Source organism: Chitinophaga polysaccharea, from assembly GCF_902150045.1.
GTDB lineage: Bacteria > Bacteroidota > Bacteroidia > Chitinophagales > Chitinophagaceae > Chitinophaga > Chitinophaga polysaccharea_A.
Map to the genome: position 1 here is coordinate 445316 of NZ_CABFVU010000001.1, position 23588 is coordinate 468903.

The 23588-nt window shown below is 46.4% G+C and carries 15 protein-coding genes; 14 read left to right on the plus strand and 1 reads right to left on the minus strand.

Translation table 11 applies throughout. From position 1 onward, the window contains the following. Positions 1-6 precede the first annotated feature (6 nt). From FN124_RS01845 to FN124_RS01875, 7 genes are all read left to right on the plus strand, one after another. Positions 7-1173: a mandelate racemase/muconate lactonizing enzyme family protein gene (locus FN124_RS01845; RefSeq protein ID WP_142683092.1), complete on the plus strand. Its 1167-nt coding sequence runs from the start codon at positions 7-9 to the stop codon at positions 1171-1173. 24 nt (positions 1174-1197) lie between these two features. Further along, positions 1198-1686 (plus strand): VOC family protein, encoded by a 489-nt coding sequence (locus tag FN124_RS01850; protein ID WP_142683093.1) that lies wholly within the window; start codon positions 1198-1200, stop codon positions 1684-1686. Beyond that, a complete protein-coding gene (locus FN124_RS01855) occupies positions 1683-2645 on the plus strand; it encodes a 2-hydroxyacid dehydrogenase (protein WP_142683094.1) in 963 nt (320 codons plus the stop codon). The genes FN124_RS01850 and FN124_RS01855 overlap by 4 nt, the downstream gene beginning before the upstream one ends. 88 nt (positions 2646-2733) lie before the next feature. Then, positions 2734-3606, plus strand: coding sequence for a ThuA domain-containing protein (locus FN124_RS01860; RefSeq protein WP_142683095.1), 873 nt, complete (start codon positions 2734-2736; stop codon positions 3604-3606). 38 nt (positions 3607-3644) lie between these two features. After that, positions 3645-6833, plus strand: a complete 3189-nt coding sequence (locus FN124_RS01865; RefSeq protein WP_142683096.1) for a PVC-type heme-binding CxxCH protein — start codon at positions 3645-3647, stop codon at positions 6831-6833. 462 nt (positions 6834-7295) lie between these two features. Beyond that, positions 7296-10433, plus strand: a complete 3138-nt coding sequence (locus FN124_RS01870; RefSeq protein ID WP_142683097.1) for a SusC/RagA family TonB-linked outer membrane protein — start codon at positions 7296-7298, stop codon at positions 10431-10433. 27 nt (positions 10434-10460) lie between these two features. After that, positions 10461-11963: a RagB/SusD family nutrient uptake outer membrane protein gene (locus FN124_RS01875; protein ID WP_142683098.1), complete on the plus strand. Its 1503-nt coding sequence runs from the start codon at positions 10461-10463 to the stop codon at positions 11961-11963. A 43-nt stretch (positions 11964-12006) separates the two neighbouring features. Here the strand turns inward: FN124_RS01875 and FN124_RS31700 are convergent, their stop codons facing one another. Further along, entirely contained in the window at positions 12007-12183 is a 177-nt protein-coding gene (locus FN124_RS31700) for a transposase (RefSeq protein ID WP_142685442.1), read from the minus strand. A gap of 459 nt (positions 12184-12642) precedes the next feature. Here FN124_RS31700 and FN124_RS01885 point away from each other — a divergent pair, with 459 nt between their 5' ends. The 7 genes from FN124_RS01885 to FN124_RS01915 all read left to right on the plus strand — a co-directional run bounded on the left by FN124_RS01885 (position 12643) and on the right by FN124_RS01915 (position 23460). Continuing rightward, positions 12643-13179 (plus strand): RNA polymerase sigma factor, encoded by a 537-nt coding sequence (locus tag FN124_RS01885; protein ID WP_142683099.1) that lies wholly within the window; start codon positions 12643-12645, stop codon positions 13177-13179. Between the two features lie 117 nt (positions 13180-13296). Further along, entirely contained in the window at positions 13297-14496 is a 1200-nt protein-coding gene (locus FN124_RS01890; RefSeq protein WP_142683100.1) for a FecR family protein, read from the plus strand. Between the two features lie 328 nt (positions 14497-14824). Next, complete coding sequence (locus FN124_RS01895; RefSeq protein WP_185937056.1) at positions 14825-18712, plus strand: SusC/RagA family TonB-linked outer membrane protein; 3888 nt, start codon at positions 14825-14827, stop codon at positions 18710-18712. Between the two features lie 23 nt (positions 18713-18735). Further along, positions 18736-20136, plus strand: a complete 1401-nt coding sequence (locus tag FN124_RS01900; RefSeq protein ID WP_185937057.1) for a RagB/SusD family nutrient uptake outer membrane protein — start codon at positions 18736-18738, stop codon at positions 20134-20136. Between the two features lie 6 nt (positions 20137-20142). After that, positions 20143-21525 (plus strand): BT_3987 domain-containing protein, encoded by a 1383-nt coding sequence (locus tag FN124_RS01905; RefSeq protein WP_142683103.1) that lies wholly within the window; start codon positions 20143-20145, stop codon positions 21523-21525. A 26-nt stretch (positions 21526-21551) separates the two neighbouring features. Beyond that, positions 21552-22430 (plus strand): S1 family peptidase, encoded by an 879-nt coding sequence (locus FN124_RS01910; RefSeq protein WP_142683104.1) that lies wholly within the window; start codon positions 21552-21554, stop codon positions 22428-22430. 46 nt (positions 22431-22476) lie between these two features. Continuing rightward, complete coding sequence (locus tag FN124_RS01915; RefSeq protein WP_142683105.1) at positions 22477-23460, plus strand: FG-GAP repeat domain-containing protein; 984 nt, start codon at positions 22477-22479, stop codon at positions 23458-23460. Positions 23461-23588: the final 128 nt, after the last annotated feature.

Consider the following 23588-nt stretch of genomic DNA (forward strand, 5'->3'; position numbering starts at 1 on the left):
TAACAGATGAAAATAGCTAATGTAGAGGCATTTTGGTTACGCTGTCCTGTTCCTAAAGAAAAACAACATACTTCAGACTATGGATTATTAACCAATTTTGATATGACGCTTGTTGTAATAACAACGGATGATGGTCTTCAGGGATTTGGGGAAGCCAAAGCAGCGGTTGGATCTTCCGGGGTATGCGCCTCCATTGTAAATTGTATTGAAAACGAATTAAAGCCGGCTTTACTGGGTAAGCCTGTCAAAGATATTTACCGTCTCTGGGAAGAGATGTATAACGGCACAAGGGATCACTATGCCTTGCTGAGAGGCCGGAAATTCCCTATACTCGGGAGAAGGGGTCTTACCATATCTGCCATGAGCGGTATTGATACCGCCTTGTGGGATTTAAAAGGGAAGATGCTGAATGTTCCCGTGATGGACCTGCTCGGTGGCGCCTGCAGGGATAAGATGCCGGCATATGCCAGTGGCGGCTGGGCGGATACAGAAAACATTGGCGCGCAATTGAAAGGTTATACGAACAAAGGATTTGGTAGTGTTAAGATGCGTGTGGGCGTAATGGACCAGACCGTACAAAACAGTATCGACAGGGTAAAAGCTGCCAGAACCGCTTTGGGGCCTGATATTAAACTGATGGCAGATGCGCACGGCACCTTCAGCGTTCCGGAAGCAAAGCAGTTTTGCCGCGGAGTGGAAGATTGTAACCTGTATTGGTTTGAAGAACCTATCAGTCCTGATAATAAAACAGGGACAGCAGAAGTAAGAGCTTCCACATATATTCCTATTGCAGCAGGCGAAAGTGAATATACCAGTTTTGACATCAATGAACTTTTGCAGATAAGGGCCATTGATGTAATACAGCCGGATGCAGCCATCATTGGCGGTATTTCCGAGGCAGTACGCGTATCGCACCTCGCAAGCGTGCATCAGCTGGAGCTGGCGCCGCATTGCTGGGGATCAGCCTTCTCTTTTATGGCAGGAGTGAATGTAGCGTTTGCATCGCCATCCGCCACTATCATTGAGTTCTCACTGGGAGGCAATCCGATGATGTATGAACTGGTAAAAGAACAGATTGCAGTGACAAATGGCGTCATCGAAGCGCCCACCGCTCCGGGGTTAGGCGTAACGCCCGACTGGGATTTTGTAAGGGAGTATCAACAAAAAGTTTAGAAGTGGTATTGTAAATAATTATTTATGGCCAAAGCACTTAAAATTAATCACGTAACACTGATTGTAGACAACCTGGAAAAAGCAGGTCATTTCTATCAGCATGAATTGGGCCTGGAGCCGCTTGCCGCCTTCCGGTTTGATTACCCTGTTATGTTTTTCAAATTCAACGAAGAGCAGCAATTACATATTTCCGAATGGGAAGACAAGACCTCTTTCCGCGGGCATATTTGTGTACAGGTAGATGATTTCAGCAGTTTGTTTTTCCGTATGAAAGCACTGAACATCATTGATATCAATCCCTGGGGAAAAGTAAGAAAACTGCCCGACGGAGCGATGCAGATGTTTGTGCGTGATCCTGCCGGCAACCTGGTGGAAATTTCTTCCATACCCGGCGCTGAAGTGGATCCCCGGATATTCACGGATGAACTTTATGAAGAAGGGTTGTATGTTTCAAACAGGAATGACTTCAGGGGATACAGGTCTGATGACGCCACCTTATATCATAACAAATGAGAAAAAACGTATTGTTGCTTGAAACCGTTGCCGGTGAGGCATTCATTGTTCTTCAGGATAATGTGAATGTATTCACGGGATACGATGAGGCCAGCCTAAAAAATGTTTTGAACAATGAAGATATCCATGCCATCATTACAAGAGGAAAAGGACTGATCAACAAACCACTCATCGATACCTGTCCGCATTTACAGGTGGTTGCCAGGTGTGGCGTAGGATTGGATAATGTAGATGTAGCCGCAGCTACTGCCAGAAAAATCATGGTCATCAATGCCCCGGGCAGTAATGCCGCCACTATTGCGGAGCATACCCTCGGGCTGATGCTGATGCTGATGCGCAACATGTATGAATCGGTATTCCAGGTGAAACAAAACAACTGGAGCTGGCGCAATCAATATGCAGGTGATGAGCTGAACGGGAAAACCCTTGGCATACTGGGTATGGGAAATATAGGAAAACGTGTGGCCCGGCTTGGAGAAGCTTTTGGAATGGAAGTGCTGTATTGGAGTAAATCCACCCGGGACCAGCCTTATAAATACCTGGCCATGGAAGAGGTATTACAGCAATCGGATGTAGTGAGCCTTCATCTTCCCTTTAACAGTGAAACAGATAAGATCATAGGAGAAAAACAGCTGCGTTTGATGAAGCCCGGTTCATTACTGATCAATACCGCAAGAGGCGCGCTTATTGACCATCCCGCATTGCTGCAGACATTGAACGAAGGGGCTATTTCAGGCTATGCTGCAGATGTATTGCCCGATGAGCCACCGGTGGAGAGCCTCGGCATTGTACAGCATCCGCGGGCAATTGTTACGCCGCATTCCGGCAGCCTTACATCGGCTACCTACCGGCAGATATGCCTGCTCACCATCAACAATGTAGTGGCAGCGCTTACCGGCAGAGAACCGGATCCTAACAGCATATATAACCGCAATGCGCTTGCGTTAATCAATAACTGAAACATCATTTCTTTAATGTTACCGTATGCTTCCTGAAATTTAGCAGGTTGGATCGCATATAAAACGGTCGTCAATAATCTCTGTTCAAATGAAAAAATTCTGCGTTTGTTTATTGTTCCTGGTAAATACCAGCATAACATGTACGGGGCTACTCTTTGCGCAATCTTCCAAAGCGGGGAAAAAACCGCTGGTGGTTTTTGTGACCGGTGATCATGAATACAGCAGCGAGGAAACCATGCCTCTCATTGCCGCTGCGCTGGAGAAAGATTACGGTATGAAAACGATCGTTCTCAAAGCATCCCCTGATTATAACAGCGAAGAAAATATCCCTGGCCTGGAGGCTTTAAAACAGGCGGACCTGGCTGTTTTTTTCCTGCGCTGGCGCAGGCTCCCTTCTGAACAACTTGCGTATATTGATGCTTACCTGAAATCAGGCAAACCCGTTATGGGCTTCCGTACCACCACGCATGCCTTCCATTTCCCTGAAGGACATCCCAGCGAAAAATGGAATGCCTTTGGTGAATTTGCATTGAATGCGCCTCCCGGATGGGGCGGCGCCGCCAAACATACCCACTACGGGCACGAGAGCAGCACTGATGTTCACATTATTCCTGATCAGGCGAACAACCCTATTCTAACAGGCGTAGCAACCAACTTTCATGTACGCTCATGGCTGTACCGTGTTTTGCCGGATTACCCGGTAAAAGGCTCCACCTGGTTACTGATGGGAAAAGCCGTGAACCCGGATAAAGAAGCAATAGAAAACCCGGTGGCATGGACCGGCACCAACCCTTTCGGCGGCAGGGTCTTTATGACCACCATGGGCCATCCTGAAGATTTCACACAGGAGCCCTTTCAGCGGTTAGTGATCAATGCCATTCATTATGAACTGGGACTAAAAATTCCACGGAAATGGAAAGGTAAAATGAATATCCAGGTACCCTACCGTGTAGCCAAATAAGTATTTCTCGTTTCCTGATCAAGCTAAATCTATCCAAAATGTCCAAACTATCAAAAATTGGCATTTACTCGCCTTTTATTCCTATAGTATTGGCGATAATGATACTGCATGCCTGCAAATCCCAGGAACCTGCTCCGCTTACTATTTCCGGGACCTCCCATATTTCCCTGATCGGTAACAACCTGGGATCAAGAATGATAAATTATGATAATTTCGAAACGGAGCTATACCTCCGTTACCCGGAGTATAAAATACAGATCCGTAATATGTGCGACGGAGGCGAAACACCGGGTTTCCGGCCACACTCCGGCAGGAACTCCCCGTGGGCATTTCCGGGCGCAGAGAAATTCCATCCGGCGCTCGACAGCCAGGTGCAGGCCATCGAAAACCCAAGCCAGGGACATTTTGAAACACCAGACCAATGGCTCACCAGGCTTAAAACAGATGTGATCATCGCGTTCTTTGGCTATAACGAATCATTCGATGGAAAAGAAGGACTGGAAAGTTATAAAGCAGAACTGGATGCGTTTATAAAATGGACCCTGAAACAAAAATACAACGGCGCCTCCGCGCCGCAACTGGCCATCGTTTCCCCTATCGCCTTCGAAAATCTTTCAGATAAATATGATCTCCCCGATGGCCGCAAAGAAAATGAAAACCTTGCTTTATATACGAATGCAATGAAAGAAGTGGCCGCCCGTAATAATATATTATTTGTAGATGCGTTCACACCATCTAAAAAATGGTATGAGGAGACTAAAGAACCGCTCACTATCGACGGTTCACAACTGAATGAAGAAGGTTATAAAAAGCTGGGCGTGTTGCTGGCAGACAAGATCTTTGGAAATGTTCCGCTGAAGGCGGAAACCAACAGGCAACTGGTGCATGATGCCGTCATGGAAAAGAACTGGATGTGGCTCAATGATTATAAAATCCCTAACGGGGTGCATGTATATGGCCGCCGGTATGATCCTTACGGACCGGATAATTATCCTGCGGAAATAGAAAAGATCCGGCAGATGACAGCGATCAGGGACACCGCAGTTTGGCTGGCAGCTTCAAAAGGTGAGAAAATGGATATTGCTGCTGCCGATAAAAACACCAAAGTGTTACCTCCCGTTAAAACGAATTATAATCCTGCAAAAAATGGCAGTCTACGGTATCTCAGCGGGCAGGAAGCGGTAAGTAAGCTGAAAGTTCCACCTGGCTACAAGATCGAGCTTTTCGCCTCTGAAGAGCAATTCAAAGACCTGGCCAAGCCCATGCAGATGTCGTTTGATAACAAAGGTAGACTATGGGTAGCGATAATGCCCAGCTATCCGCATTATAAACCGGGAGATGCCAAGCCCGATGATAAAATTCTCATCTTTGAAGATACCGACCATGATGGCAAGGCCGACAAAGAAACCGTATTTGCAGACAGCCTGCATCTTCCCATCGGTTTTGAAATAGCGGAAGAAGGTGTATATGTTGCCCAGGGAACCAATCTTAAACTGCTAACAGATACAGATGGCGATGGCAAAGCTGATAAAACGGAAATCCTGCTCAGCGGGTTTGATGATCATGATACACATCACAGCAGTCATGCGTTTACCGTTGATCCTTCCGGCGCAATTTATTCAGGGGAAGGCGTTTTTCTTCACACGAATGTAGAAACTTCCTACGGAACCATTCGTGGCACCAACGGGGGTTTTTACAGGTACGACCCGCGCCGCAGGAAACTGGAGCGCACGGCTCAACTTTCTATTCCCAACCCATGGGGTATTGCATTCGACGACTGGGGCCAGCCATTCTTTGCGGAAACATCCAGCCCGGATGTGCGCTGGATGCTTCCCGGAACCGTGTTGCCCAGGTATGGCCAGGCTACGCATAAATCGATCCAGATGATAGAAGATAAACATAAGGTACGGCCAACATCAGGTCTTGAATTTGTATCCAGCCGTCATTTCCCCGATGAGGTGCAGGGCGACTTCCTCATCAACAATACCATCGGGTTCCTGGGCACAAAAGAACATACACTGCAGGATGATGGCACCGGCTATAAAAGCCATCACCGCATGGACCTGCTGGTAAGCGGCGATCCCAATTTCCGGCCGGTAGACCTGGAGTTTGCACCTGATGGATCGTTATACGTGATCGACTGGCACAACATCCTGATAGGGCACATGCAGCATAATGCGCGGGATCCGCTGCGCGATCATTCTCATGGAAGAATATACCGTATCACCTATCCCTCCAGGCCACTGGTAAAACCCGCCAACATCGCAGGAGCACCCATAGAGGAGCTGCTGGAAAATCTTAAACTGCCGGAGTACAGAACCCGTTACAGAACCCGCCGTGAACTGAGAGGACGCGATGTTTCCCAGGTACTGGCCAAACTGCAAACCTGGGTGGCCAACCTGGATAAAAATGATCCGCGGTATGAACATCATTTACTCGAAGGACTTTGGGTGAGCTGGGGAATGGATAAGGTAGACCAGCCGCTTTTAAAACAGTTATTAAAAGCAAAGGACTATCATGCAAGGGCAGCAGCAGTAGAAGTACTGCGTTATACAGGGCACCAGGTGGCAGACCAGGCAGACCTGCTGATGCAGGCCGCAAAGGATGAAAACAGCCGTGTACGCCTGATGGCCATAGTAGCCGCTTCATGGATCGGCAAGGAAAAAGGTCTTCCTATCCTGGCAGCGGCTGAAAAAATGCCGCTGGATGAATGGATGATCCACGCATACGAAACCGCCGTGGCACACTTAAACGGGGAAAATGTGAAAAAGGGTAAAGAAGAAAATGAAAACACCAGGCTGAAGGGCGCCGCACTGGCGCTGTTTAACAAAGGAAAGGAAATCTACTCCATAGAAGGATATTGTAAAACATGCCACCAGGCAGATGGTAAAGGCCTGCCTGATTCAGGCTTCCCTCCTCTTGCCGGCTCCAACTGGGTAACAGGAAGCGATGAACGCCTTATCAAACTGGTGATGAAAGGCGTATTAGGCCCAATAGAAGTAAATAATAAAACGTATCCGGGCCAGGTGCCCATGACGCCTTTTGGCGGGTTGCTGAAAGATGATGAGATAGCCGCCGTGTTAACCTATGTCAGGAATTCATTCGGCAACAAGGGAACACCTGTATCTCCCGATAAAGTAAAACAGGTAAGAAAAGCCATAGAAAGTAAAAAGGATTTTTATTCTGCTGAACAGTTACTTAAAGAACACCCCATGGAGAAAAAATAACAGGTACCCGGCTATTTACTTAAAGACAAAACACTTCTGTTAATTTACTATATCACTTAGATAAAATATCACAAGGAAATATTAGGTTGTATATTTAATATTGTTAGGACTTCTAATTTAATCAGTTACTATTTACTCATCACCAAAATTTGAAAAACTATAACAGCCGTTGTGACGTAGCAAAATCATTCAACCCAAAACGGCACTGATACAAATAGCAAATACAATGTAGCCACTGCAGCAGGAATCAACTTGTCGCATACTATTGCCGGGACAGGCAGCTATGGCTGCTTCCGGGCATTCATCCGGCGGCAACCCCGGCTGCATTTTCCTGAACTGAATTTATCTGGCCAGCCTGTTTGCCGGATAGGCACAGTGCGTCCTGACCCGTAAGATCCCATATTTAAAAACTGCTGTAGGTAATCCAGGATACGATCAATTTAACCTAATAACATTTTAACTATGAAACACATTTCCACGGTTATTTTTAAACTGCCGGCATTACGCCAGAAAATCATTTATGCCACCTTTGCCTTATTCATGGGAATAACAATGCCACTCCATGCAATAAATCCTGCAATGCTTAATTACCCCCAAACATCGCTCATAGACGTACGTGGCAAAGTTTTGGAAGAGAATGGCACCGGGGTGCCCGGAGTGAGCATTAAAGTAAAGAATGTCAATAAGGCCACCACTACAGACGGCGACGGGAACTTCAACATTAAAGGCGTCCCTGCTGATGCGGTGTTGATTGTTTCTTATATCGGCTATATTACACAGGAAGTGAGCGTTACTGCTGCGGAGATGCAGATTAAACTTGTTCCGCAGGTTAAAAAGATAGACGAAGTAGTAGTGGTAGGTTATGGCACTACTAAAAAATCAGATCTCACGGGTGCTGTTGGTACCGTTAAAGCGGAAACCCTGCAGGAACGCCCCTCCTCTTCTTTAAACCAAAGCTTATCCGGCCGTGTAACCGGGGTGAATGTGTCTTCCAACTCAGGAAGACCAGGCGGCAGAACCAATATCCGCATCCGTGGATCAAGCTCCCTGAGCGTTTCCAATAACCCGCTGTATGTAATTGATGGTGTGATCCTGAACCCTGTAGATCTGAGAAACGGAAGCACTCCCATTGATTATATCAATCCTAATGATATTGCTTCCATCGAAGTACTGAAAGACGCTTCTTCCACAGCGATCTATGGCGCCAGGGGTGCAAACGGCGTTATTCTTGTTACCACCAAAAGAGGTAATTCATCCGGTGGAAAAATCACCTATGACCCGGATTTCAGTATAGGCGTATTGCCCAGGAAACTGGAGCTGCTCAATGCAAAAGAGTTCCTGGCAGTGGAGGACCTGGCTTATGCCAACGCTCAGAAATATGACCCCGTAGGATGGGCAACAGGAACAAAATACACCGATCCCAAAACCAAACGCACCAATCCTAAATTATTTGATGCACAGGGAAACCCTTTATATGATACCGACTGGCAGGACGAAACATTTCAAAAAGCATTTACACAAAACCATCAGCTTGGCTTTACGGATGGCGACGAAAAAAGAAGCATAGGTGCTTTCTTAAACTATCGCAGCCAGGAAGGACTGGCACGGGGCTCCTGGCAGGACCGGTATGCCGGCCGCGTGGCATACGACAGCCAGATAAAGGACTGGCTGAAAATTGGTGGTACAATGAGTTATACCGATCAGCGGGAAAAACAGGTAGACCAGCTTAATGGGGGCGGTATTACCATGATGCGGCAGGTGCTGGAAGCCTTGCCTATTATCCCCGTAAAATATGCAGACGGAACATGGGCCAGTAACAGGGACTATCCCGGAATGGAAGGCGGTGATAACCCATTAAGGGTAGCAGCCGACAGGATATCCATTCTGCATACCCAAACCCTTCTTGGTAATTTATATGCAAATATTCACCTGGCCCCGGGACTGGAATTGAAGTCGACCGTTGGTGTGAACATCATTAACCAAAGAGAAGATTATTTCGCTGCTAAAGGAATGCAATACATTTCAGACAACGGAAATGCTTTCGTTAATAATAACAGGTACAATTCCTGGCAGTTTGAAAACTATCTTACCTACAACAGGCAGTTTTCAAAGGTGCATAGTTTAAATGCTATGGCAGGGGTATCGTGGCAACATATTGACCGTTTTGAAAACCAGGCAAGCACAGAGGGCTTCACCGATTCTTACTACCGGTATTACAATCTTGGTGCGGGATCCAGTCCCCAGCCGCCTTCTTCTGTGGGAACCGCCAACGGGCTGAATTCCTATTTCGGCCGTATCAACTATGGTTTCCGGAATAAATACCTGGTCACTTTTACCGGCCGTATGGATGGCTCATCCAAATTCGGAAGTGATAACCAGTTTGCATTCTTTCCATCTGCGGCTCTCGCCTGGAGAGTAACAGAAGAGGATTTTATGAAGAGCGTTGCTGCAATATCCAATTTAAAGGTACGTGCCAGTTACGGCGCTACCGGCAACTCCGAAATACCGGCCTACAGGGCGCTTGCGGGCATGGGAAACTACAGCGTTATTTTCAACGGGGCACGGAATTCCGGTGTGGGTATTGACCGTATTGCCAACCCGGGTTTACAATGGGAAAAAACCAAACAGGTGGATTTCGGGCTTGAACTGGGCTTATTCTCCAACAGGCTGAATCTGGAACTGGACCTCTACCGCAGGAAAGTAAACGGTATGCTGCTGGACGCGCCGTTACCTTACACCAGCGGCCGTGATAAAATTTTCTCCAATGTGGGTAGTATGGAAAACAAGGGATTTGAGCTCGGTCTTAATTCAACCAACATCCAAACAGATAATTTCTCCTGGAGCACCACCTTCAACATTTCCGTCAATAAAAATAAGGTGCTCGCTTTAGCCAATGGTGATATAGCCTCCGGCAACGGCATTATCAGGGTGGGCGAACCGGTTGGCTCTTTCTTTGGAAGAGTGCATCTCGGTACCTGGGGCAGTAAGGAAGCCGATGAAGCAAAGAAATACAATATGCTGCCCGGCGATGTAAAATATAAAGATATCAATAACGATGGCATAATAAACGACCTTGACAGGGTCATTATCGGAAGAGGTATACCTGATGGATACGGCACCTTCCTGAACACTTTTCAATATAAAGCATGGTCGCTGACAGTAGACCTCCAGTTTATGTACGGCAATGACGTGCTCGACAGAAGTATACATTCTGCAGAAGACAGGCAAGGTATAGCCAATAGTTATAAAACCGTGCTCAATGCATGGACAGAAACGAACCAGAATACGCCCATCGCGCAGATACGGCCTATTAACGCCTATTACACCACTAATAACGACAGCCACAAAGTAACCGACGGATCGTTTATCCGTGGCCGTAATTTGTTGCTGGCCTATATATTTCCGTCAGCCGCAGCTTCGGCTTTAAAGCTCAGTCGCCTGAGAGTATACGCTTCCGTGCAAAACTTTTTCCTGATCACCAAGTACAAGGGATACGATCCGGAAGTTTCCAACTCCAGCTCTCCTTTCGACCAGGGACTGAATTTATACGATTATCCAAAGCCACGGGTATTTATGCTGGGTCTTAACGTGGGATTATAACACAGTACCAACTTTAAATGAAAAATCATGAAAGCAACAATAATAAAATACGGACTGCTGGTATTAACAACCGGAGCATTATTTATGGCCGGCTGCCGGAAATTTCTGGATGAAACGGATCCCAGCAACTATACAGAAGATACTTATTTTACAAAGCCCGAACATGCAAGAAGCTCGGTAAACGCCATCTATGCCAGCTTACGGGATCCCATGAGCGGCGATTTTAACGGCGGCCCCTGGACAATGACGGAATTTGCTACCGGGTTGGCCGCTACTGATCTCGGGCAGGCTGTTAACAGCTATTTTATAAAAGACCTGCACAATACAGCGGATAATGCATACGGGGAAAACTACTGGAGGAACTATTACAAAGGCATTAGCAACGCCAATCTGTCTATAGCCAGAATACCGGGCATTTCCATGGATGCGGCAGAAGCCAAAAGCCTGCTGGGCGAAGCTCATTTTTTGCGCGCCTGGTACTATTTCAACCTTGTGCAGATGTTTGGTAACATCCCACTGATCACAGAGCCTGTTGATCTGAAATCGGAGCAGTTAAGGCCCAAACAGGCGGCTCCTGAAGATGTTTATAAATTGATTGTGGAAGATCTGATAACCGCAGAAAGTGCCGGGCTGCCCTGGCAAGACGCCAGCGGCAAGGTAAGTCTGGGTGCCGTAAAATCGCTGCTGGCAAAGGTATACCTTACTATGGCAGGCTACCCTTTACAAAAAGGGAACCAGTACTTCGACCTGGCGGCAAAAAAAGCAGCAGAAGTATTGGATTCAAAACAATTCAGGTTATTTGACACGTATGGTGATTTGCATAACCCGGCGAAGAAAAACACTGAGGAAAATATCTTTATGATCCAGTACAAAACACAGGTCATTCCCGGAACCTGGCAATCGCTCATTATTCCTTACAACAAAAACATCTCCGCCTATTCAGCCGAAACAGGAGGTATTTATGCAACAGCCGATTTCGTAAAGTCATATGATGCCGCAGACCTGCGTGCCAAGGAAGGTCAGTTCTTTTTCACTGAATTCACTAACCAGGACAACAGGAATCTGAAAGTGAACCTGGGCGGATACTTTATATATAAGCTTTTTGACGTGGCAGCGCAAACTACCACTGCCAACAGCGATCTCAACTGGTCGCTGATCCGGTACGCCGATATATTGCTTGTATATGCGGAAGCAGCCAATGAAGTAAACGGGCCGGGAGCAAAAGTTTATGATGCGGTGAACCTGGTAAGGACAAGAGCAAATTTGCCGACATTGGCGGGGCTTTCTAAAGAGCAATTACGGGAATCCATCTGGCGGGAACGCTGGTATGAGCTATGTTTTGAAAATGTTACCTGGTTTGATATGGTGCGTCTTCGTAAAGCATTTAACGTAAAAACGAAGGGCTTTGATAACTACGTTGGTCATAAGTTTTCCTATGGCCCGGTTTTAACGGAACGGGAGCTTTTATTCCCAATACCAAGCACGGAGTTGAGAAATAATCCCAACCTGGTACCAACAAAAGGATATTAATGAAATATAAAGAAGCCGTCTCAAACAAGAGACGGCTTCTTCGTTAATAACACCGCTGTTTACGTTTCTGTATTCCTTTCTTCCCTTTTAATTGTCTGTCTGCCTGTATTTTAAGACGGTTAAAATTATGATTTACTTCTATGACCCGGTTTGTTTGCCCCTCATGGCACATCTGCCTTAATGAACATCCCTGGCATGCTTTAGCCTGATAGGTCGTTATCGTTTGTTCCTAACCATTTCTGGTTATTCTTTTGACCTTGTTTTTTTCGCATTCGCCTGCCAGATGGGCATAACATAAATAATAGTCTTTTTCAGCATTGCATTTGTGTGAGCCTGGCAAGGCCATAACTTTTTATTCCCTATAAAGATCGCTCATTTCTTCAGCGCGATGTCTAACGCTGGATGCTGTCTGTTGCACTCCGGTTTCAAAAATTACAAAAGAATGACACTACTCTCCGGCCAAATCTTAACGCATGCTGCATCATTGATACAAAGAAACATAAAAATACAGGATGAAGGATAGCATGCTTACACCGTTATTACAGATATCTCCGAAAATTTGTCATTGCGTAGTAAAATGGTGTCAAATCCTAATACCTGCGTTCTTGCCGATGTTTGTGACAAACGTTTCCCGGCCGCCGCATCGAAGTAAATTATTTCTGCCCAAACTGAATGTCAAATGCATGCTGAAAAAGAACTAGTCGCACTCCTTCGGCAGGGTGATAGGGAGGCGTTAAGCCAATTATACTTCTTCCACGTGAAGCCGCTCAGCTATTTTATCCTGAGGGCAGCCAAATCGCCGGCATTGACGGAAGATGTCATTCATGATACTTTTATTAAAATATGGGAGCACCGGAACAGATTGGATCCCGAACAGTCTTTCAAAGCATATCTGTACACAATAGCCCGCAGGACGCTTATAAATCTCCTTAACCGTGTGCGCCGTGAAGAACATATTCTTGCTGAAATTAAAAAAGATGTGATCACGAATCCTCTTTCTACGGACCAAATACTACTTGTAAAGGAAACAAACAAGCTGCTGAGTGATGCGATAGTTAGTCTGCCCCCCGGATGCCGGGAAGTTTTCATCCAGTGCAGGGTCAACGGCTTAAGCCACAAACAGGCCGCGACGGTACTGGGTATATCCGAAAGTACCGTTAATAACCAGATGGGCAGAGCACTAAAAAAAATAAAAAAAATTTATGCTGGGTTATAAACATTGATATATAGGGACTATGGTACAGTTGAATAAATTATGCGAAAAGATTTTTTACCAGCGTAGTTATTGGGCCTTTTTCATTTGTATAGAGTACAGAAAGAAACTGATGGAAATTTGAAAACTAAGGTAAAAAACCTGTTTGCAAAATATTATCATAATACCTGCAGCCAGGAAGAGCTGGAGGAGGTCCTGATGCTATTACGCTCAAAAAAAATGTATACAGCTGAATGGGAAGCTATGCTGGAGGGGGAAGCGGCAAAGTTCCTGGCCGGTGATATTACAGAAAGCGGGATGTCAGATAGCCACATCCTGCACCTGAACCAGCGGATCAGGTACGCGATCGATACTGAAAAAAGTAGTGGGCGCGGGCGTTCATTTTGGCTGCGTATGGCAGTTGCTGCAGCATTACTGGGTTTTATTGCAGGCACATATTATTATACAGGAAAATTGCGGCCCGTCAACGATGCTGTGGTAATCGACCACCCGGGCGACATTTTGTCCGGTACAAATGGCGCTACACTCACCTTGTCGAACGGTCGAAAAATAAATCTGTCCGCCACAAACAATGGTGTGTTGGCGGAAGAAGAGGGAACTGGTATTACTAAAACGGCTGCCGGCCAAATTACATACAACAATGCCGGAAGCAAGCAGTCCAACAGCGTCAATACGCTGGCAACCGCCAACGGACAAATTTTCCAGGTGCAACTGTCGGATGGCACAAAAGTATGGCTGAATGCTGCGTCACGCCTGATATATAAGACAAACCTGATCGAAAATGGAAAACGCCGTGTGCAACTTGAAGGTGAGGCTTATTTTGAAGTGGTGAAAGATGAGAAACATCCGCTCATTGTCAGCACAGGTAACCAGGATGTTGAAGTGTTGGGTACCGCATTCAACATTGAACATTACCCGGACAATCCCCAAACCACTACAACCCTGGTTGAAGGTAAAGTCAGCATAGGCGTGGGGGAAGCGGTACCCACTAAGGACAAGCGTCGGGTGGTGCTGCAGCCCGGCCAGCAATCCGTTTTCTCCGGGGCTGGCAGATGGCAGGTTGCACCTGCCGACCTGGAAGCGGCCCTTGCCTGGAAGAACAACGAATTTGTGTTTGACGGCGAACCGATCGAAGTCATTATGAAAAGGATCAGCCGCTGGTATGATGTAAAAATTATTTACCGGGGCGAAAAGCCAACAGAAAAATTTATAGGATCAATATCAAAAACCAACAATATCGTGGAAGTATTGGCGCTGCTGGCCTCTACCGGTGGCGCCCACTTCACGATTGAAGGGAGAACTATTAACGTAATGAAATAGCCAATCAGTCATTACAATTTATTCTCGGGAGTTTTTCAGGGTCGCCTAGCTGTATGGAATCAACGATTAAAAAATTCAATCCATCCAAAATGAAAAGCCTCCGAAGCCCGGTAAGGCATAAGCTTTTGGATAGTCTGACTGCATAACCAATACTGGCATGCAATTCATGATTCATTAGTCAACTGTAACGAGTCTTTCCTAAGTAGGAATTATCAACCTAAAATGTCTATGAAAAATGTTTAAATTTTCTACTTGTTATATAAGCGGCGTTATCATGCGTATTCCGGCGTATTCCGGCAAATTGTTAAGCATTCTGATATTGTTGCACATGAGTATATCCCTCAATGCCCAGCAGCTTACTATTTCCAGATCCAATGCTTCGCTGAAAACGGTTATGAAAGATATCAAATCGCAGACCGGGTATAGTTTCATCTGCACCAAAAGCCTCCTCGATCTGGCCCAACCGGTAACCATCCAGGTCAGAAATGCAACGCTTGACCAAGCCTTAGAGGCGATCTTCTCTGCCCAGCCCTTGTCTTATCATATCCATGAGAAAAATATTGTCATCAGGCATAAAGAACACGCGGAAATAAAAGCCTACCCGTTGCCTCCTGGGGAACAGCCATCGCTCATTACAATCAGGGGGCGCCTGGTAGATGAAAAAAACAGGCCGGTAGTGGGTGGTACCGTAAAAGTAAAGAAGGGAAAGTCAGCCATCACCGATGAAAGTGGAGCATTCATCATCAGCTGCACCGACAATAAAACAATGGTCCAGTTCAGTTGTGTGGGTTTCCAGGAAAGATCATTGTCGCTCAGGTCCCTTGCTGAAAATCCCGTGGTAAAACTGGAAGCCGGTGTCAACACGCTCAGGGAATTCAGCATTGAAAGCAGGAAAGCTGTGGGGACCAAGGTGGACCTGCGGCATAAAAGGCATCTTAATCTTGGCCAGGTGTTGGAAGGAGCTGTTCCCGGGCTAACACTCCGGAGAGGAAGCCGGACAAATACAAGTGAACTTAAAGCGTATGACTCCGGGGGGGCGGAGTCCCTTGAAGAATTATATAAAGAGATGTTGAAACACGATAAATATTGGGGAAACAAATACCCAACTTTCGAGGACTTTAAAAGAGCAGTGAACAACGGGACTGTTGAACAGCTCCATGAGAATAATGGTACTATTACAGTGTATAAAGCAGAAACCACTACCAGTAGTACGGGTGTTATACCTGAACTACGAGGCGTCAATTCCTTTGCGGGGGGAACGTCCGGAATGCTGGTCGTAATCGATGGTTTTCCGCGGAATGATTTTCCTGCGGACCTACCCATGAACAACGTAGAATCTACTGAAGTGATCAGCGATCCCGCGGAATGCCTCAAATGGGGCCCCAAAGCGGCCGGTGGTGTAATTTTAATTGTGACCAAACCTCCCCAAAAAGGCAAGCCGCAAATCAACTACAGCAGCAATGTTTATTATAAGCACGCACCCGATATCAGCGCAGAAAAGTTAAGGCTGGCTTCCTCGGCAGACATGCTGGATTATTACAAAGAGGCCTATGACAAGCGTATTGCGGATTATTTACCCGATCTCGGTGGCCAGGCTTATAATATGCCTGCGTTTTTGTCTCCCGCTGAAGTGACCTTATATAATCTTTATAAGGGAAAGCTGACGCAGGCCGCGTTTCAGCAAAAGTGGGATTCGCTCGCACAAATCTCCAACTGGGACCAAATGAGGTTGCTGCAGCGGGACGAGCTCCTTCAGAACCACTCGCTGTCTTTTACGATGGGCATGCGTAATTACGACTTTATGGTGTCCGGACTTTGGAGCTCAGACCGCAATCATGGGATCAGCGATGAAGGCCAAAAACTTAGCCTCAATATGAAGCATAACCTCTGGTTGTTAAAAAACAAACTGAGAATAACCCTTATGGCCGACTTCAATAAGGACAAGAAGATGAGCAGTGCACCCCAAATAATAAATTGGGATCCATACCAGCTGTTACTGGATCCACAAGGCGGCTACATTTACCATTATGATAACAATATTACGCCCGATATGAATGAAGAGATGATGAAGGCAGGGTATTTTGCCGGAGGATACAATCCTTTGGAGGATACACGATCAAATAACGGCACATTGACCCGGAATGACATTAATTCCAACCTGAACATCAACTGGCAACTAGCCAAAGGGCTCAGTTGGTCTGCGAATATCACCTACCAGCGATCAAAAAGCTATAAAACCGACTACACGGCAGCTACCTCCAGCCAGGGCAGGACATTGATAAATCAATATGGAGAAAAGATCCTTTACGGGAATACCCCCGGTGTTATTTTCCATATACCTAAAGGGGATATCATGAAAAAAGGGCAGGGTAGTACGGAAATGCTCAACATACGCACAGGGTTGAATTTCAAGCATACGTTCGGAACCGCTCATGCCTTGTCGGCCAGTATCGATGGTGGTCTCACCAATGGAGAAGATGTCACTCTCCCAACATACACGCTTTACGGGTATGATCCTGCAACGGGTCGCGGTCTACCTGTTGTGATCGGATCAACTCCGGGTTTTAACAACTATAGTGAGAGTTCCATAGACCCGCGGCAATTGCTGGTGCCAACACTTGCAACCAACAGCTATAAGCGGAATATAGCCATGGATGCCAAGATTGAATATAGTTACCTCGACCGCTTTTTATTGGGAGCATCCTACTCCGGCATATTCACTCCAAATTTCGGAGAGTCTCCTGCTTACACGTCAACTACCACGAAAAGTTTCAACGGTTCCTGGAATATCGGGAATGAATCGTTTTTCAAGGTATCCTGGATCAGCAAGCTTGAGCTGAATGTCAGCGCTTCAGAAACAGGAGCTGCAAGCCTGCCGCCAGTGCTGATTAACGCCAGCAGGCAATCGCAGCCCTTATGGAATAATGCTGCAATTATCTTATCCGGCGTTAACAAAACAGAATTAAGTGGTCAAACCTACCGTGAATTAAGGGGTGGGGTGAAATTAGGTTTGTCCAAAAATCGCGTGATGCTGTCCCTTGATTATACAAAGAATAATAGTAGCGATTCGGGTCAATGGAATGCCCGTGCAATGTATGACATCGCCCGTGAGCCCTGGTTCCGTTTTCCTGCTATGAGCATGCTCAGCGTTGTAGCAACACTACAGAATATCAACTCCTACCAGGGCCTGAATATCGCCACGAAGGCGAATTCACTTTCAGACGGTGGTGGGTTCAGCATGCCTGCTAACAATACACAGGGGATATTACCGCCTGCTATTATCAACAAGGAAATAAAGCTGATCGCAGGTGTGTTACATAACCGGTTCACGACCGAATTGCGTTACTATAACAAAACCGTTGCCGGTCTTATAAACGGAAAAGCGCCTACAGACCCGGCTACAGGGTTGTCTTCCAAACTAAACTACAGCAAGTCTGCGAACAAAGGGGTGGAAATGTCGATAATGGCCGGCATCATTCGCGGTGAGAAATTCGACTGGAATGTAACAGCAAATGCTGCCTATAACATCAACCAGGTGATCGATGCGCCACCTGTGAACTTTACGCTAACCTCCACCTATCTGTCGGCCCAGCATAACGGCTACAGCTCCGATAACTTATGGGGATTTCGCTGGGCAGGATTGGACACAGCCGGTAATCCGCGGATCTATAATCAGAAAAATGAAAAAGTAACTATACCGGATTCCCTTTCGGTGGTATCTCTGGGCAGAACATTGGCTCCCTGGTCCGGCGGGCTGACCCAGGACCTGCGCTTCGGCGACTTCTTTGCGACTGTAAGAATACTGTTCCAATTCGGGCATATCATGAGAAGATATATGCCGGTACTGACAACAGAGCCCGACAGGAACATTGCCATCAGAGACCGTTGGCGAAAACCGGGCGATGAGGCCTTTACAGATGTCGCGGCCATTGCCAAACCTGACCCTGTAAGGGAGTTTCTCATCCCGAATTCCGACAACAGCCTGATGCCGGCAGACCATGTGCGGCTGAGAGAAATTCAGCTGGGATACGATTTCCCTCTTGGAGAGCGTGTAGAAAGGGCCATCAAAAGCCTGTCACTGTCCGCACAGGTATTAAACGTAGCAATATGGACCTGGAACAAATATCACCTGGACCCTGAAACTGTGAGCAATACAGGGGTGATCGGCTCGCCCACGCCCAGGCAATACGTGTTGAGTATTAATGCGAGATTTTAACAAGGAAAAAAATCACTATGCAAATGAAACCAATCTTCCAACTCATATTTATCATATCACTGGTGTTGCTGGTCAGTAGTTGCAAAAAGTTTCTGGATGTACGGCCGGACAACACAACAAACATCAATCCACGCACCATACATGATTTTGAGGAAATACTCAATAACAGTGGTCTTGCGACACCCAATTACATGCTGGCCGATTTCGCGGGCGACGATGTATGGCTCTCCGACAAGGTGATGAATTCCGGGAATACCGCAGTGGCTTATTACATGAATACCTACGCCTGGGCGTCCAAGGTGTGGCGGCCTTCCGATGACGATGAAATGTACAATGGCACCTACCAGCTGATACTACCCATGAATGTGATCCTGGACAATATTGAAAAAGCTACCGGTGACACAGCCGGGCAAAAGGCTATTGTAAAAGCACAGGCCTGCATCAACCGGGCCTATTATTATCTTCAGCTGGCCAATATCTACGGCCCCGACTATCAACCCGCCAGCGCAGGCCAGGACCTTGCAGTTCCACTCGTACTTCACCCGGATGCTACGCAACAACCCAGGCGGAACACGGTAAAGGAAGTCTATGATCAAATATTGACGGACCTTCAGCTGGCGATAAATACCCCCTCGCTACCGGATTTTGGCGTGGATGTGATCCATCCCGGCAAGGCGGCAGCATATGCCATGCTGGCGAGGACCTACCTGCTGATGAGCGATTATGAAAAAGCGCTGGAGACTGCAGATGGAGCATTAAAGATCAGGAGTATGCTACTGAATTATGCTGCCGACAAAAAACCATTTACCCTCAAGGACCAGGAAAAAAATCCCGAAGTGTTGCTGGCAAGGGTTTATATTGACCACTCATATTTTCGGCGGTTTAGTGAGACAATATATGCCAGTATAGCCTTGTCAGATCTCCTCGGAACCAGTGACATGCGGTTTGTTGTCAACTTTGACGAACCGGACGAAGGAAACCATGTTGCATATAAAGAATATTCCGATGGGAATATTTCCTCCATGCAATTCAATTACAGCCTGACGGTGGCTGAAATGATGCTCATTAAGGCTGAATGCCTGGCCAGGAAAGGAGATGAGGTGAGTTCAGTAGCACTATTAAACCGACTAAGGCAATCCCGGTTTAACGAAGCAGACTATACCCCGTTAACTGTGTCTCCCGGTAAAGACGCCCTCACGCTGGTGCTCGAGGAAAGAAGGAGGGAGCTTTTTTTTCATGGCGGCCTGCGGTTGTTTGATCTTAAAAGACTGAACAGGGACCCAAGGTTCAAACTGGACCTTACAAGAGTGAGTGCTAAAGACAGCGTGATAGCCACTCTTCCGGCTCTCTCGCCCAAATACCTGATGCCTTTTACGCCGAAGACGATCGCCAACAATCCCTCCATCATTCAAAATGAAAGATAACGCCCAATGAAAGCTTCCAAATTAATAAATACTGTTATATCGTCTGCCCTCGTGATGGCAGGTTGCTGTACATGTTTCAACGCATGCAAAAAAGACAGCGCCCCGGTTAAAGATGAAGTGACCGCTTATGTACTTGACAACCTGGCTGATTCCAGCATTATTATCTCCATAAACGAAGGCGATAGCGTATTGGGAAACATTGGTTTGCATATTAAGGAATCTCCCCCCGTCATTCCGGCAGTACTTGTCATCCCAGCCCGGACAGATGTGGAGATAACCGCCTCCGTTGATGAGGATCCCTGGTTGGGCCAGGTGTTTGACAGCATCTACAAAATCAACCCTCCCCGGCTCCGGCCAGGAATGTTTACAATAATGGGAAATGGCAAGGTAACTATCAAGGCCGGCCAAACAAGGTCCACCGACTCCATCAGGGTAGTATTGAAAGATGCTTCCAGTTTGAAGCAGCCAGGTACATATATCATTACTGTCCCTGTCAGATTACAAGTCAGTTCCTCAAATGACCGCCTGAAAAGCAGCCTGGTGTTTGTACAATACAAAGTGTTCGTAACAGATCTGCGTATATCGTTGTCTAACGACTCTTCTTACAACGTTTCAGTTTTTAAGGACGATGAGCAGGCTTTCGTTGGCTTTACTTTGTCGCTGTCCCCGAAAGTAAACCGTCACATCCAGGTGGAACTGGAGGCGGTTACCGAAAAGGCATTTATTGATGCGTATAATCTCGACCATAACACCGCCTACGAGCCTTTTCCCGACGGCGCTTATGAATGCCCAAAAACTGTAACGATACCCGCAGGCCAACGTGTCTTCGATTCCTATTTCAAACTTACCGATTCTTCTAAACTTAATCCTTACAGTGATTACCTGCTGCTGCTAAAGCTGAAAGACAGTACAAGGGCGTATAAAACCCTTAACAGCATTTATATTACCGCACCGAAATCCAGGATCGATGCATCCAACACAATAAGTCGCGCCGGATGGAAAATTAGTGGTCCCGGTTGGCGTTCTACCCAATATCTGTTGGACGGGTCAATCCAGACGCCATGGACATTCGGCTCTAACGGGGAGGCAGTTATCACGCTGGACATGGGGCTGGTGCAGAATGTCCGGGGCTTTTCCTTTACGCCTTTTTACCCAAACGGCATAGAATGGAATCCCCGCACAATCGAAATATCTTCCAGTAACGATGGCAACAGTTGGAAAAAAGAATGTGTTTACCTCGGGCTGCCGACCAGTAAATTTTCCAATGAACAGTACCCTGACATCAAAACTGCCTGGTTCCCGAAAGCCGTTTCAGCAAGGTATTTCCGGTTCAATATTCCAGCATCCCCTCCACGGACAAGCATCTCGGAATTGAACGCATTAAAATAGTAACTAAACTTTTAAATTATCTAACAATGTCTAAAAACACTTCAAAAAAACTATTGCCATTCATCTTTTTTTTCAGCTTCATGCAGTATATAAATGGACAAACCGTAATGTCGTATACGCATGGAAAGGCATTCACAAAACAGATTGAAAATTCCGCCCAGCAGTTACTGGACAGCAAATCATTTAAACCGATAAAGGAAATCGCCGGGGAAGCGCAGTTGCTGAAAAACAATATGCCGGTCGCAGAAAACATACATCTTCCCAAATCAGCAGACGACAAAAAGCTGGCGGGAGAAGAGTTGTTCAATAAACGTAAGCAGGGCGTACTGGTGGTAGGCAAGTGTTATAATTGTGGCAATTGCAATAAAACGCATAAGGGACCTATAGCAACAGCCTTTGCCATTACTTCAGATGGTGTATGCGTCACCAATTACCATGTACTGGACGACCTGCTTGAAAAGCCCGGTGAGAGCCTGACAAAAGACAGCCTCTATTACGTATCGACGATTGCCGGGAAAATATATGCCATCGACAAAGTCCTTGCATACTCCAAAGAAGGCGATGTGGCCATATTTCGTCTGGCAATCGGTAACGATAAACTGGACCCCATTCCTTTGGGTACTGCAGCACAGGAAGGCAGTTTCGTGTGCGCCATCACCCATCCCGAAGGTATGTACTATTATTATAGCCAGGGAGCAATAGCCAGGAATGTCTCAGGTGAAACAGCACAAGGTGACAGGATGGAAATTACAGCCGACTATGCGGTAGGATCAAGCGGGGGGCCTATCATTAACCAGTCAGGACAACTGGTAGGCGTAGTTTCCAGCACACGGGACATAAACGGACAAATGGTCGTTAAAGAAACCATTCCTGTCAATACAATAAAACAGTTGCTGAATAAATAACCATCCACTATCGGACTATCGATAATAATTACAAAATATCTTTACAATGAAGCTACTGTTTATATTACCTGTGCTATTGTTAGTACAAAACAAAGTGTTAAAAAATGATAAAGACTTGCCACAACTTGAGCCCGGTTTTAAAATTGAGGCCGATGGAAAACCTATTGTTCTCAGTATAGGACATGCCGCCCCTTTTGTAATAGACTATGACGGTGATGGTATCAAAGATCTGGTGGCTGGCGAATTTGATGATGGACGCGCACGTATTTATTTGAACACAGGAACAAATAAGGCGCCGAAGTTCAAAAATTTTACTTACCTGCAAGCTGGTGGAGAGGATGCGAAAGTTCCTCCGTTTTGCTGCATTGGATTTGATCCTTCGTTTGCGGACCTGAATGGCGATGGTATAACCGACGTAATATCAGGTCAGTTCTCAGGAGGTTTCATCAATTTTTATGAGGGGACCGGCAAGCATCCCATGCAATTTAAAAAAGGAGTAAAGCTGGCACAGCCTGAGCTGGAACATGGGCTAGCCCCGGGTAATCAAACCTGGTTGATGCGAACTGCCAATTTTATTGATTTTGACAGCGATGGAGACTATGATCTGGTTTGGGGCAATGCCGAGGGCGCTGTGATGTATACAGAGAATATTGGAACGCAAACAGCCTACAAGTTTGCTAAAACGGTTCCACTGAACGCGGAAGGAAAGCCTGTAGCAGCAGGCTCTAAAAGCGATCCGCTTCCGGTTGATTGGGATGGAGATGGCATTATGGACTTACTGGTAGGCACTGAATCAAGCGGCATCATGTTCTTCCGGGGCAAAGCGAAAAATAGCAGGGATTTCTACCCGGGCGTATCAGTATGGCCCACGGGAGAAAAGGAGCCTTATCCCGGTTATCGTGTAAGGTTAGCTACTAACGACTGGAACGAAGATGGCAAACTGGACTTGCTGGTTGGGAATTGTGAAGAAACAATGATCGATGATCAGCGAGCCACAATAGGCAATGTATATGTATTTCTGCGGAAATAGGCAGGGGAATTATTAGTATTCGTTATTGTCCGTTGTTCAGTACAACCTGTACATAGCTCCATAGGGGTTCCGGGCACAAAAAAAGGACAAGCAGCTCTTAGCCGCCTGTCCTTTTTAATTCCTGTTTA

Bases quoted from the DNA above. Each gene is read 5' to 3' on its own strand.
- FN124_RS01845 (WP_142683092.1), top strand. From the start codon at position 7: ATGAAAATAGCTAATGTAGAGGCATTTTGGTTACGCTGTCCTGTTCCT.
- FN124_RS01850 (WP_142683093.1), top strand. From the start codon at position 1,198: ATGGCCAAAGCACTTAAAATTAATCACGTAACACTGATTGTAGACAAC.
- FN124_RS01855 (WP_142683094.1), top strand. From the start codon at position 1,683: ATGAGAAAAAACGTATTGTTGCTTGAAACCGTTGCCGGTGAGGCATTC.
- FN124_RS01860 (WP_142683095.1), top strand. From the start codon at position 2,734: ATGAAAAAATTCTGCGTTTGTTTATTGTTCCTGGTAAATACCAGCATA.
- FN124_RS01865 (WP_142683096.1), top strand. From the start codon at position 3,645: ATGTCCAAACTATCAAAAATTGGCATTTACTCGCCTTTTATTCCTATA.
- FN124_RS01870 (WP_142683097.1), top strand. From the start codon at position 7,296: ATGAAACACATTTCCACGGTTATTTTTAAACTGCCGGCATTACGCCAG.
- FN124_RS01875 (WP_142683098.1), top strand. From the start codon at position 10,461: ATGAAAGCAACAATAATAAAATACGGACTGCTGGTATTAACAACCGGA.
- FN124_RS01885 (WP_142683099.1), top strand. From the start codon at position 12,643: ATGCATGCTGAAAAAGAACTAGTCGCACTCCTTCGGCAGGGTGATAGG.
- FN124_RS01895 (WP_185937056.1), top strand. From the start codon at position 14,825: ATGAGTATATCCCTCAATGCCCAGCAGCTTACTATTTCCAGATCCAAT.
- FN124_RS01900 (WP_185937057.1), top strand. From the start codon at position 18,736: ATGAAACCAATCTTCCAACTCATATTTATCATATCACTGGTGTTGCTG.
- FN124_RS01905 (WP_142683103.1), top strand. From the start codon at position 20,143: ATGAAAGCTTCCAAATTAATAAATACTGTTATATCGTCTGCCCTCGTG.
- FN124_RS01910 (WP_142683104.1), top strand. From the start codon at position 21,552: ATGTCTAAAAACACTTCAAAAAAACTATTGCCATTCATCTTTTTTTTC.
- FN124_RS01915 (WP_142683105.1), top strand. From the start codon at position 22,477: ATGAAGCTACTGTTTATATTACCTGTGCTATTGTTAGTACAAAACAAA.